We start from the raw sequence: 11,398 nt of genomic DNA, 5'->3' as shown, positions 1-11,398 counted from the left end.
GTCCTGCGTGGTCAGGCCGGCCACGGCCCGGTCCATGCCGGTGAGCGCGCCGCTGCGCCGGCCTGCCGGTTGCAGGGCGGTCGGCGGTTCGGCGAACAGGGTGGGATCGGGTTCGGCGGTGTCGTTGGGGTGGCGCAGCGCCAGCAGCAGGCGGCCATTGGCCTCGCCCAGCGCGAGCCGGTTCACGTCTTCCACCGGGACGGCGAGCACCGCCGTGCGGGCGGGTTGCGGGTTGACCGCCTGGGGCTTCTGGCTGCCGCGGCCCTCGCCACCGGTGGGCATGCCGTCCACCGACGCCGTGCCGAAGGCCAGCACGCGCTTGCGCGCCAGCAGCAGGCGCGACTGGCTGCGGTCCACGTCCCGGCCATCGGCCTTGAGGGCGAAGAACACATCGACGAAATCTCCCGGGCGCACGCTGTTGGCCACGCCCATGACCTCGTCGGCCTTCACCGCCACGGCGCGCTCGCCGGGCTCCAGGCGCAGCGCCAGGCCGGACACCAGCTGGTTCTCCAGCAGCGGCGCGCCAACGCCCAGGTCGAACACCGGCACGCGGCCGGCCGCTTCGGCCACCGACATGAAGGCGCCGGCCGGGTTGATGGTGAGTTGCGCCACGCGCAGCGCGCCGGCGTCGATCGCCTGGCCCGCTGGCAGCGGCCGGGTGGCGACCACCACCGGGAAAGTGGCCTCGGCCGGCGCGGCCTGCGCCACGGGCTGCGGGGCAGGCACGGGCGCCGGCGGCTTGCGGCTGAGCATCCACGCATAGCCGATCAGCACAAGCGCCAGCAGCACCAGCACGCCAGCGACAATTTGGGTGAATCGGATCATGGTGCGGGGCCTTTGAACAGATGCGGCGGTCTCGGCGGCGCTTCAGCCGCCAGCGCGCCAGGCCATGAAGGCGATGGTCGAGACGGCGAGGTACGCCGCCAGGGGGATCGGGCGCGTGCGAAGCCCGGCGCCGCGGGGGCGGCCCGAGAGCGCCAGCGCCAGGCGCGGCGCCAGCGGCCACCGCTGCAGGGCCAGCCAGAGCAGGCCGTGCAGCCCGGCCAGCGCGCTGGCGGCGACCCAGATGGGCAGCAGCGGCTGCACGCCCACCCACAGGCCCAGCGCGCCGGCGAACTTCACGTCGCCCGCGCCCATGAGCCCGAAGGCATAGAAACAGAGCAGGCCGCCGAACGCGGCAGCGCCGCCCTGCAGCGCCTGCGGCCAGCTCAGCCCGAAGGGCTGCAGATCCAGCGCGAGAGCGGCCAGGGCCAGCGCGATGCCCGCCAGCACCAGCCCGTTGCGCACGCGCCGTTCGAGGCCATCGTGGGCGATGGCGGTCAACAGCCAGAGCAGCAGGGCCAGTTTCATGGCGGGCGAGCAGGATCGGGCGAGGCCGCGCTCAGGGCGTGGTCACGCCGGTGGCCACGTCCTTGACGTGCTTAAAAATCGCGTTCAGCGTCCCTTTGACGCCGGTGTCGCTGTCGAAGACGGCCAGCAGGATGACTGCCATCAGGCCGGCGATCAGCCCATATTCAATGGCCGTGGCGCCTTCCTCGTCGTGCAGGAAACGGATGATCTGTGCTTTCATGGTGAACTCCTGTGGTGAAAACTGGATTGAGAACTTTGGATCGACTGTCAATTGGCTGGTGGTGCCATGCGGTTGGAAATGAGGTCCTTGGTTTTCATCGCCGGATGCTTAATCGGCGAGGGCAGATGGTTGGTTTCGATAATTCAACCTCCTTGCATGAAATCCAATCGGCAGCCGCGCGCGACCCGCCATCCAACATTCCCCACACGCCATCGGGTGTTAACCCCATCGCGCAGGGGATTTCAGCGTTTCTGCGGGATACAGCCCAGCTGGGTGATCTCCGGGCAGAATCGCTTCGATCTGAGAATCGTATCGACAGCGCGATTCAATAATGAAGGGAAGTCAGGGGTTTGCACCGCCTATTAATTCGATTCGGGGCAATCGCTGTGAGGTATTTGGCAGGCAATGCGGGGCCAATTGGAGGCGGGCATTCTGACCAAATGGTCGCGCTTTGCGCCGTTGTGCGAAAAGGAATGCCGCGACATGCACAGATTTGCATGCGGGCATGCATTTAATTGCATCAATGGGCGAATTGGCCGGGCGCGTCCGGGCGGCTGGCGCACGGGCGCGCCGGCTGGGCGGCCGCGCGGCCGCGGCACCACTTCGGGTAAGTCCGGGGTGGTGGGCGCGCCAGGGCCGGCCATAGAATTACGCGTAATTACAGATAATTTTGCGAAAAGCGACCGATGCTGAACTCCCTGCACGACGAAGTGGCCACGAAGCTGCGCGAGCGCATCTTCGCGGGGGTGCTCGCCCCGGGCAGCTTCGTGGACGAACCCGCGCTGTGCGCCGAGCTGGCCATCTCGCGCACGCCCTTGCGCGAAGCCTTGAAGGTGCTCACCGCCGAGGGCCTGGTGCGGCACGAACCCCGGCGCGGCTGCTTCGTGCGCGAAGTCACCGAGCGCGACCTCGACGAGATCTTTCCCGTCATCGCGCTGCTCGAAGGGCGTTGCGCCTTCGAGGCCGCCAACAACGCCAGCGATGCCGACCTGGCGGCCCTGGAGCAACTGCACGAGCGGCTCAACCGCAGCGCCCGCGCCCGGCTCATCAACGAGTACTACGAGGCCAACTTCGCGATCCACGAGGCCATCATCACGCTGGCCAACAACCGCTGGCTGGCGCAGGTCATCGGCGACCTGCGCAAGATCGTCAAGCTCGCGCGGCTGCAGCAGCTGCACGCGCCAGGGCGGCTGGACCAGAGCCTGTCCGAACACATGGCGGTGTTCGCCGCGCTTAAGGCGCGCGACGCCGAAGGCGCGGAAGCCGCCATGCGCACCCACCTCACGCGCCAGCGCGTGGCCTTGCGGGAATTGGCCCGCAACCAGACATCGAGGCTTTCTGCATGACCCCACCCGACTGGTTGGCGCAAGGCGTCTCCCTGCTGCGCCCGGCCGCGAAGGCCACCGGCCCGCGCTCCACCCAGGAGCGCCTCAACGCCACCTTGCGGCACGACGAGGAGGCCATGTCGCCGCGCATGCTGCGCCAGTCGCTCAAGAGCCTGCAGGCCATCGTGGACCCGATGGTGAGCGAGGTGGAGGGCGGGCGCCGCGCCCAGGCCATGATGGACTGGTACGCCAGCGCCTCGCCACCGCACCGGCGCGACCTCTGGCTGCTCATGAGCGAGCGCTTCGTGGCCGATCCCCAGCGCGTCAAGAAGGCGCAGGCGCAGTTCGCCGCCGCCGTGGGCACGCCCGACGAGGCCGCCGCCGAGGTGCTCTACCGGCGCGCCACCGTCTCGCCCCGGCGCCGCCTGCTGCAGCGCTTCAGCGCCAACCCCGATGGCGTGCGCTTCCTGGTCGACCTGCGCGCCGAGCTGCAGCCGCAGTTGCGCAGCGACAAGCGCCTGCTCGCGCTGGACGTGGAGATGGAGTACATGTTCTCCACCTGGTTCGACGTGGGCTTCCTCGACCTGCGCCGCATCACCTGGGACTCGCCGGCCTCGCTGGTGGAAAAGCTCATCAAGTACGAGGCGGTGCACGACATCCGCAGCTGGTCCGACGTGAAGAACCGGCTCGACAGCGACCGCCGCTGCTACGGCTTCTTCCACCCGCGCCTGCCCGGCGAGCCGCTGATCTTCGTCGAGGTGGCGCTCATGAACGAGATCGCCACCAGCATCACGCCGCTGCTCGACGAGTCGGCCGCGCCGGCCGACCTGGGCAAGGCCACCACCGCCATCTTCTATTCGATCAGCAACACGCAGACCGGCCTCAAGGGCGTGAGCTTCGGCGACTCGCTCATCAAGCGCGTGGTGGAAACGCTCAAGCAGGAGTTTCCGCGCCTCAAGACCTTCGCCACCCTCTCGCCCATTCCCGGCCTGCGTGCCTGGCTCGCGAAGAACGCCCCGGCCGAGATGCTCAAGGCCTGGGAGCGCGTGGAGGAGCTGGCCGAGAACGCGCCCGAGCGCCGCGCGCTCATGGGCTGGGCCGCGCGCTACCTGGGCAACGAACTCCACGAGGGCAAGCCGCTGGACCCGGTGGCGCGCTTCCACCTGGGCAACGGCGCGCGGGTCGAGCGGCTTCACTGGGGTGCCGACCCCTCGGCCAAGGGGCTCAAGCAGTCCTATGGCCTCATGGTGAATTACCTCTACGATCTCAAGCGACTGGACCCGCACCGCGCCTCGCTGGCGCAGGGAAAGATCCCGATAGCCGCGGCCATCAAGGACCTTTATCTTTGAAGCCGCCATTTCAACCACAAGGAGACAACCGCATGACCGACAGCCTGAATCGACGAGACATCCTTCGCACGGCCATGGCCGGCGCCGCCCTCTACGCCACGGCGGGCCATGCCCAGTCGACCTGGCCCACCAAACCGGTGACCATGGTCGTGCCGTTCCCCGCCGGCGGCGGCACCGACGCCTTCGCCCGCCCCCTGGCCGCGCAGTTCGCGCGCCTCTCGGGCAAGAGCCTGGTGATCGACAACCGCGGCGGCGCCGGCGGCACGCTGGGCGCGGGCATCGCGGCCAAGGCCGCGCCCGACGGCTACACCCTGTTCATGGGCGCGGTGCACCACGCCATCGCCCCCAGCATGTACCCCAAGCTCGACTACGACCTCGAAAGAGACCTGGTGCCGCTGATCCTGGTGGCCAGCGTGCCCCAGGTGGTGGTGGTCAACCCCAAGCGCGTGACCTCCGCCAACTTCAAGGAGTTCCTCGCCATGGTCAAGGCCAACCCGGGCAAGCTCAACTACGCCTCGGCCGGCAGCGGCACCTCGCACCACCTCGCGGGCGAACTCTTCAAGCAGCAGACCAAGACCTTCATCACCCACATCCCCTACCGCGGCGCCGGCCCGGCCCTCAACGACCTGATCGCCGGCCAGGTGGACGTGATGTTCGACGGCCTGGGCTCCTCGGCCGGTCACATCAAGGGCGGGCGCATCAAGCCGCTGCTGGTCTCCGGCGCCCAGCGCAGCCCGGCCTTGCCCGATGTGCCCTGCGCGGCCGAGATGGGCCTGCCCGACTACAACGTGACCACCTGGTACGGCGTGTGGACGCCTCGCGGCACGCCAGCCGACGTGCAGGCGCGCGCGATCGAGGAAATCCGCAAGGCCGTCACCACCGACGAGGCCAAGGCGGTTTGGGCCTCGCAAGGCGCCGAGTTCGCCAACGTGAGCGGCCCGCAGTTCGACGCCTTCGTCAAGGGCGAGATCCGCAAGTGGGCGGCCGTGGTCAAGGCCTCGGGCGCCACGCTCGAATGAGCGGCCGGGTTCACCTGGCCATCGATCACGCGCTCGCGCGCGTGACGCTGTCCCACCCGGGCAAGTTCAACGCCATGTCGCGCGCGATGTGGCGCGAGCTCAAGGCCGTCTTCACCTCGCTGCAGGCGCGCACCGATCTGCGCGGCGTGATCGTGGCGGGCGAGGGCGGGCACTTCTGCGCCGGGGGCGACATCGCCGAGTACCCGGACTTCCGCTTCGACGCCCACGCGCTGCGCGACTTTCACGAGAACGACGTGTGGGGAGGCCTGGGCGCCATGCTCGCCTGCGACCTGCCCGTGCTGGCGCAGATCGAAGGCAACTGCATGGGCGCGGGCGTGGAGATCGCGAGCTGCTGCGACATCCGCCTGGCCGGGCAGGGCGCGCGGTTTGGCGCGCCCATCGCCCGCCTGGGCTTTCCCATGGCCCCGCGCGAAGCCCAGCTGGTAGCGCGCGAGGCCGGCCTGGCGACCGCGCGCGAGATGCTGCTGGAAGCCGCCGTGCTCGACGCGCACGAGATGAAGGCGCGCGGCTTCCTGCACGCGGTGCGCCCCGATGCCGAGCTGCCCGCCGAGGTGCAGGCCCGCGCGCAGCGCATCGCGCGACTGGCGCCCCAGGCCGCACGCCAGAACAAGCAGACCCTGCGTGCGCTGGGGGCGGGCGAGCCGCTGCAGGCCGTGGTCGAGCAGGCCTACCATTACGCCGCCCAGGCCGAACACCGCGAAGGCATCGATGCCTTTCTGGCCAAGCGCCAACCCGTTTTCTGAATTCCTCTTCCTCGTTGCGTTCCCACACCATGAACCACAACCTCTACGCCGCGTTGCGCGCGGCCTTTCCCGCCGACCTGGACCGCACCGCCGTGGAAACGGTGGGCGGCGCGCAGCCCGGCCTGCGCTATTCCTGGCGCGACCTGGAGCGCGCCAGCGCCATGATGGCCAACCTGCTCGACTCGATGAAGCTGCCCGAAGGCTCGCGCATCGCCGTGCAGGTGGAGAAATCGGTCGAGGCGCTGATCCTGTACCTCGCCACCCTGCGCGCGGGCCATGTGTTCCTGCCGCTCAACACGGCCTACCAGGCCGGCGAGATCGAGTACTTCATCGGCAACGCCGAGCCCGCCGTGGTCGTGTGCAGCCCGGCCAACTTCGGCTGGGTGTCCAAGATCGCTTTCAAGGCCGGCACGCGCCACGTGTTCACGCTGGGCGACGACCGCACCGGCAGCCTGCTGGAGCGCGCCGCGCACCACAGCGCCGAGCACACCCCGGCGCACAACCGGGCCGACGACCTGGGCGTGATCATCTACACCAGCGGCACCACCGGCCGCAGCAAGGGCGCCATGCTCTCGCACGGCAACATGCTCAGCAACGCGCGCGTGCTGCGCGAGTACTGGGGCTGGAAGCCCGACGACGTGCTGATCCACGCGCTGCCGATCTTCCATGTGCATGGCCTGTTCGTGGCCATCCACGGCGCGCTCATCAACGGCAGCCCCATGCTGTGGCTCAACAAGTTCGAGCCCCGAGCGGTGCTCGAGCTGTTCCCGCGCGCCACCGTGTTCATGGGCGTGCCCACGCTGTACGTGCGCCTGCTCGCCGAGCCGGGCCTGACGAAGCAGCAGGTGGCCCACATGCGGCTGTTCATCTCGGGCTCGGCACCGCTGCTGATCGAGACCTTCGAGGAGTGGAAGGCCCGCACCGGCCACACCATCCTGGAGCGCTACGGCATGAGCGAGACGGTGATGATCACCTCCAACCCCTATGCGGCCGACGCGCGCTTTGGCGGCGAAAGCGAGCGGCGCGGTGGCACCGTGGGCTTTCCGCTGCCGGGCAACGAGCTGCGGGTGGTGGACGAAGACACCCGGCCCGTGCCGGTGGGCGAGATCGGTGCGATCCAGGTGCGCGGGCCCAATGTGTTCAAGGGCTATTGGCGCATGCCGGAGAAGACCGCCGAGGAATTCACCGCCGACGGCTTCTTCAAGACCGGTGACGTGGGCCGCATCGACGAGCGGGGCTATGTGAGCATCGTCGGCCGCAGCAAGGACCTGATCATTTCCGGCGGCTACAACGTCTACCCCGCCGAGATCGAGGGCCACATCAACGAGATGCCCGGCGTGGCCGAGAGCGCGGTGGTGGGCGTGCCCCACCCGGACTTCGGCGAGGTCGGGGTGGCGGTGGTGATCGCCAAGCCCGGGGCTTCGGTGCAGCCCGAGGCCGTGGTGTCCTCGCTCAAGGCGCGGCTGGCGAACTTCAAGATCCCCAAGCGCTGTGTGGTGGTGGCGGAGTTGCCGCGCAACACCATGGGGAAGGTGCAGAAGAATCTCCTGCGCGATCAGTACAAGGGTTTGTTCGCTTCCTGAGCGCCTTCTGCGGCCGCAGCGGGCCTTGGTGAACCGGGGTGGTTCCTCCTGCGAGGTGCCACCCCGCCAGGCTCAGCGCAGCACCAGCACGGGAATGTGCGAATGCGTCAGCACCTGCTGCGTCTCGCTGCCCAGCAGCAGCCGCTTGATGCCCCGACGGCCATGCGAAGCCATCACGATCAGATCGCACTTGTTGCGCTTGGCCGCCGCGATGATCGCCTCGGCCACCAGATCGGACTTCACCGTCACCGGCTTGACCTTCACCTCGCGCAACTGCCCGGCCGACTTCACCGCGTTCACCGCCACCAGCGCCTCTTCCTGCCACTGCTTCTCGATGCGGGCGACCTCGGCCGCGGCCAACGCCACGCCGCCTTCGAAGTACGTTTGCGGATAGCGCGGAATCACCTTCAGCGCCACCACCTCGGCACCCGTCAGGTCGGCCAGGTTGATGCCGTGTTCCACCGCCTGCTGCGACAGCTTCGAACCGTCCGTGGCAACGAGAATTCGCTTGTACATTGTTGATCTCCTTGTGTGGTTGAACTCGGAAACCTCAGGGTAACAAAGCATGGACCCCAGGTGTTGACCTATGTCAATGGCCCGAAGCATGGCGTGGAATACGCTCCACCCATGAATCCGGCTGCCCCCGCGCTCGTGGCAAGCCACGTGCCTGCGCCTCCCGCGCCCGCCCGCGCGGCTGGCGAGGCCCTGCCATGGCCGCGCGCCGACTGGCTCGGCACGCACCGGGGCTCCCTCACCGTCACCGACGACTTCGCCATCCTCGACGACCCCGTCGAGCAGGACAGCTTCACGCGCAGCCTCGCGCCCGAAGGCGAGGCCGAATCCGTGCTGGTGGTGCAGGGCATGTACTGCGCCGCCTGTGCCGACACGGTCGAGTCGGTGCTGCAAGGCCAGCCCGGTGTGCAGCGCGCCCAGGTGCACGCGGCCACGCGGCGCCTCACGCTGCGCTGGGACCCCTCGCGCACGCGCCTCTCCAGCCTGGCGCGCGCGCTGGGCGACAACGGCTACCGCCTGCTGCCCATGCAGCATGCACTCTCCGTCAGCGAGCGCCTGCGCGAAACCCGCCAGGCGCTGTGGCGCCTCTTCGTGGCCGGCTTCTGCATGATGCAGGTCATGATGTACGCGTGGCCGGCCTACGTGACCGCGCCCGGCGAGATCCCGCCCGACATCACCCAGTTGCTGCGCTGGGCCAGCTGGGTGATCAGCCTGCCCGTGGTGTTCTTCGCCAGCGGCCCCTTCTTCGCCAGCGCCTGGCGCGACCTGCGGCACGGCCGCGTGGGCATGGACACCCCGGTCTCCATCGGCATCCTCGTGACCTTCCTCGCCAGCTCGGCCGCCACCTTCGACCCCACCGGCCCCTGGGGCGCCGAGGTCTGGTTCGACTCGCTCACGATGTTCGTGTTCTTCCTGCTGGGCGGCCGCTACCTGGAGCACAAGGCGCGCGACCGCACCGCCGGTGCGCTGGACGGCCTCATGAACCGCCTGCCCGAGGTCTGCGATCGGCTCAAGCCCGAGGGCGGCTACGAGTCCGTCTCGCTGCGCCGCCTGCGCGTGGGCGACACCGTGCGCGTGCAGGCCGGCCAGGCCTTCCCGGCCGATGGCGAGCTGCTCGACGGCCTGGCCATGGTGGACGAGGCCCTGCTGACGGGCGAGTCGCACCCGGTCTCGATCCAGGCCGGGCAGGGCGTGGTGGCCGGCAGCTTCAACCTCGGCGGCCCGGTGCGCGTGCGCATCGACCGCATCGGCGCCGACACGCGCTTCGCGCAGATCGTCCAGCTCATGGAGCGGGCCTCCACCGAAAAGCCCCGCCTGGCCGTGCTGGCCGACCGGGTGGCCGCGCCCTTTCTCGTGCTCGTGCTGCTCGCGGCCGCGGCCGCCGGTTTCTACTGGTGGCAGATCGACCACACGCAGGCCCTCGCGGTGGCGGTGGCCGTGCTCATCGTCACCTGCCCCTGCGCGCTCTCGCTGGCCACACCGGCGGCCATGCTGGCCTCGGCCGGGGCGCTGGCGCGGCGTGGCGTGCTGGTGCGCCGGCTGCAGGCCTTCGAGGCGCTGGCGGGCATCGACGCCGTGGTGTTCGACAAGACCGGCACCCTCACGCACGACCAGCTCGCGCTGCACAAGGTGACCCTGCGGGAAGGCGCGAGCCTCTCGGAAGCATGGGCGCTGGCGGGCGCGCTCGCCGAAGGTTCGCTGCACCCCGTGTCGCGGATGCTGGCGCGCGAGGCCCGGACGCAACAGCCTGACCTGGCGCCGCTGGCCGGGCATACCGAGCGGGCGGGGCAGGGCATGCAGGCCTTGCGGCCCGACGGAAGCTGGGTCCGCCTGGGCTCGGCCGCGCACTGCGGCCTGGCGCCCTCCGTGGCCGCCGACGACAGGCCCGCCGTTCACCTCAGCGACGCCAACGGCTGGATCGCAAGCTTCGTGCTGCAGGAAAGCCTGCGCGACGACGCGGCCGCGGCCGTGGCCGCCTTGCACGCCCTGGGCGTTTGCACCTGGCTGCTGTCGGGCGACCGCGAGGCGGCCGCGCGGCAGGTGGCCCAGGTGGTCGGTGTGGAGCACGTGATCGCCGGGGCCTCGCCCGAGCAGAAGCTGGCCGAGATCGCGGCGCTGCAAGCGCGCGGCCTGAAGGTCGCCATGGTCGGCGACGGCCTGAACGACGGGCCGGTGCTCGCGCGCGCCGACACCTCGTTTGCGCTGGGCCAGGCCACACCGCTGGCCCAGTCGCAGTCGGACTTCATCGTCCAGAGCGGCCATGTCATGGACGTGGTCAACACCCTGGCGCAGGCGCGCGCCACGCTGCGCACCGTGCGTCAGAACCTCGCCTGGGCCGCCGCCTACAACGTGGTCAGCGTGCCCCTGGCGCTGGCCGGCTACATGCCGCCCTGGCTGGCCGGCCTGGGCATGGCCGCCAGCTCGCTGCTGGTGATCGGCAACGCCCTGCGCCTGGCCAGGCACTGAAAGCTCCCCCCGATGGACATCCTCTACCTCCTGATCCCCCTGTCCGTGCTGCTGGTCTTCGGCATCATCGGCGTGTTCTGGTGGGCGCTCCAGGCGGGGCAGTTCGACAACATCGAACGCGAAGGCGAGCGCATCCTCAAGGGCGATTGAGGGCGCGCTTGACGTAGGTCAAGGCGCAAAGGGAACTCCCTGCGCACACTGTCGGCAGTGACATTGGCAAGGAGTATGTGTATGTCCGTGACCAACAGGGCCAGCCAGTCGGCGGTCTACAACGACAAAGTCGTTCGGCAGTTCGCCATCATGACGGTGGTCTGGGGTGTGGTGGGGATGCTGGTGGGCGTGATCATCGCCGCCCAGCTCACCTGGCCGGCGCTCAATCTCGGCATCGAGTGGCTGTCTTACGGCCGCTTGCGGCCGCTGCACACCAACGCGGTGATCTTCGCCTTCGGCGGTTGCGGGCTGTTCGCGGCCAGCTACTACGTGGTGCAGCGCACCTGCCAGGTGAGGCTCTTCGGCGGCCAGCTCGCTGCCTTCACCTTCTGGGGCTGGCAACTGGTGATCCTGCTGGCCGCCATCTCGCTGCCGCTGGGTTACACCCAGGGCAAGGAGTACGCGGAGCTGGAATGGCCCATCGACCTGCTGATCGCGGTCGTCTGGGTGGCCTACGCCATCGTGTTCTTCGGCACCATCGGCCTGCGCAAGGTGCGCCACATCTACGTGGCCAACTGGTTCTTCGGCGCCTTCATCCTGGCCGTGGCCGTGCTGCACATCGTCAACAGCGCCGCGCTGCCGGTGGACATCTTCAAGAG

At 69.3% G+C, this 11,398-nt stretch carries 12 protein-coding genes; 8 read left to right on the top strand and 4 right to left on the bottom strand.

What is annotated here, in order from left to right:
- The 3 genes from cpaB to KIT86_RS22020 form a co-directional block, all read right to left on the bottom strand.
- The coding region (gene cpaB / locus KIT86_RS22030; RefSeq protein ID WP_297402383.1) for a Flp pilus assembly protein CpaB at positions 1-825 on the bottom strand (825 nt) is incomplete at its 3' end.
- Between the two features lie 42 nt (positions 826-867).
- On the bottom strand, positions 868-1,350 hold the full coding sequence (locus KIT86_RS22025; RefSeq protein ID WP_297402381.1) for a prepilin peptidase: 483 nt from the start codon (positions 1,348-1,350) through the stop codon (positions 868-870).
- Between the two features lie 31 nt (positions 1,351-1,381).
- Positions 1,382-1,570, bottom strand: coding sequence for a Flp family type IVb pilin (locus tag KIT86_RS22020; protein ID WP_297402379.1), 189 nt, complete (start codon positions 1,568-1,570; stop codon positions 1,382-1,384).
- Between the two features lie 686 nt (positions 1,571-2,256).
- On the opposite strand from KIT86_RS22020, the gene KIT86_RS22015 reads away from it, so the two are divergent.
- The 5 genes from KIT86_RS22015 to KIT86_RS21995 are packed head-to-tail and all read left to right on the top strand — an operon-like array spanning position 2,257 to position 7,610.
- Positions 2,257-2,916: a GntR family transcriptional regulator gene (locus KIT86_RS22015; protein WP_297402377.1), complete on the top strand. Its 660-nt coding sequence runs from the start codon at positions 2,257-2,259 to the stop codon at positions 2,914-2,916.
- Positions 2,913-4,244 carry a malonyl-CoA decarboxylase family protein gene (locus KIT86_RS22010; protein ID WP_297402375.1) on the top strand — a complete coding sequence of 444 codons (1,332 nt, stop codon included), beginning with the start codon at positions 2,913-2,915 and terminating at the stop codon, positions 4,242-4,244. Before KIT86_RS22015 ends, KIT86_RS22010 begins: the two co-directional genes overlap by 4 nt.
- A gap of 32 nt (positions 4,245-4,276) precedes the next feature.
- Complete coding sequence (locus KIT86_RS22005; protein ID WP_297402373.1) at positions 4,277-5,263, top strand: tripartite tricarboxylate transporter substrate binding protein; 987 nt, start codon at positions 4,277-4,279, stop codon at positions 5,261-5,263.
- Positions 5,260-6,027 carry an enoyl-CoA hydratase-related protein gene (locus KIT86_RS22000; protein ID WP_297402371.1) on the top strand — a complete coding sequence of 256 codons (768 nt, stop codon included), beginning with the start codon at positions 5,260-5,262 and terminating at the stop codon, positions 6,025-6,027. Before KIT86_RS22005 ends, KIT86_RS22000 begins: the two co-directional genes overlap by 4 nt.
- A gap of 29 nt (positions 6,028-6,056) precedes the next feature.
- Positions 6,057-7,610 (top strand): malonyl-CoA synthase, encoded by a 1,554-nt coding sequence (locus KIT86_RS21995; protein WP_297402369.1) that lies wholly within the window; start codon positions 6,057-6,059, stop codon positions 7,608-7,610.
- Positions 7,611-7,682: 72 nt separating this feature from the next.
- On the opposite strand, the gene KIT86_RS21990 is transcribed toward KIT86_RS21995, so the two are convergent.
- The gene (locus tag KIT86_RS21990; RefSeq protein WP_297402367.1) at positions 7,683-8,126 is read right to left on the bottom strand and encodes a universal stress protein; all 444 of its coding nucleotides are present in this window, start codon (positions 8,124-8,126) and stop codon (positions 7,683-7,685) included.
- Positions 8,127-8,237: 111 nt separating this feature from the next.
- On the opposite strand from KIT86_RS21990, the gene KIT86_RS21985 reads away from it, so the two are divergent.
- From KIT86_RS21985 to KIT86_RS21975, 3 genes are all read left to right on the top strand, one after another.
- Entirely contained in the window at positions 8,238-10,589 is a 2,352-nt protein-coding gene (locus KIT86_RS21985; protein WP_297402366.1) for a cation-translocating P-type ATPase, read from the top strand.
- A 12-nt stretch (positions 10,590-10,601) separates the two neighbouring features.
- Positions 10,602-10,739: a cbb3-type cytochrome oxidase assembly protein CcoS gene (ccoS, locus tag KIT86_RS21980; RefSeq protein ID WP_204735344.1), complete on the top strand. Its 138-nt coding sequence runs from the start codon at positions 10,602-10,604 to the stop codon at positions 10,737-10,739.
- A gap of 81 nt (positions 10,740-10,820) precedes the next feature.
- A partial coding sequence (locus KIT86_RS21975) for a cbb3-type cytochrome c oxidase subunit I (protein ID WP_297402364.1) occupies positions 10,821-11,398 on the top strand: 578 nt, incomplete at its 3' end.

This window comes from Hydrogenophaga sp. (assembly GCF_026125825.1).
In the GTDB taxonomy this organism is placed as follows: Bacteria; Pseudomonadota; Gammaproteobacteria; order Burkholderiales; family Burkholderiaceae_C; genus Hydrogenophaga.
This window is presented reverse-complemented; position numbering and strand designations above follow the sequence as displayed.

Excerpts from the sequence above, each read along its gene's own strand:
- KIT86_RS22025 (WP_297402381.1), bottom strand. The coding sequence starts at position 1,350 with ATGAAACTGGCCCTGCTGCTCTGGCTGTTGACCGCCATCGCCCACGAT.
- KIT86_RS22020 (WP_297402379.1), bottom strand. The coding sequence starts at position 1,570 with ATGAAAGCACAGATCATCCGTTTCCTGCACGACGAGGAAGGCGCCACG.
- KIT86_RS22015 (WP_297402377.1), top strand. The coding sequence starts at position 2,257 with ATGCTGAACTCCCTGCACGACGAAGTGGCCACGAAGCTGCGCGAGCGC.
- KIT86_RS22010 (WP_297402375.1), top strand. The coding sequence starts at position 2,913 with ATGACCCCACCCGACTGGTTGGCGCAAGGCGTCTCCCTGCTGCGCCCG.
- KIT86_RS22005 (WP_297402373.1), top strand. The coding sequence starts at position 4,277 with ATGACCGACAGCCTGAATCGACGAGACATCCTTCGCACGGCCATGGCC.
- KIT86_RS22000 (WP_297402371.1), top strand. The coding sequence starts at position 5,260 with ATGAGCGGCCGGGTTCACCTGGCCATCGATCACGCGCTCGCGCGCGTG.
- KIT86_RS21995 (WP_297402369.1), top strand. The coding sequence starts at position 6,057 with ATGAACCACAACCTCTACGCCGCGTTGCGCGCGGCCTTTCCCGCCGAC.
- KIT86_RS21990 (WP_297402367.1), bottom strand. The coding sequence starts at position 8,126 with ATGTACAAGCGAATTCTCGTTGCCACGGACGGTTCGAAGCTGTCGCAG.
- KIT86_RS21985 (WP_297402366.1), top strand. The coding sequence starts at position 8,238 with ATGAATCCGGCTGCCCCCGCGCTCGTGGCAAGCCACGTGCCTGCGCCT.
- ccoS (WP_204735344.1), top strand. The coding sequence starts at position 10,602 with ATGGACATCCTCTACCTCCTGATCCCCCTGTCCGTGCTGCTGGTCTTC.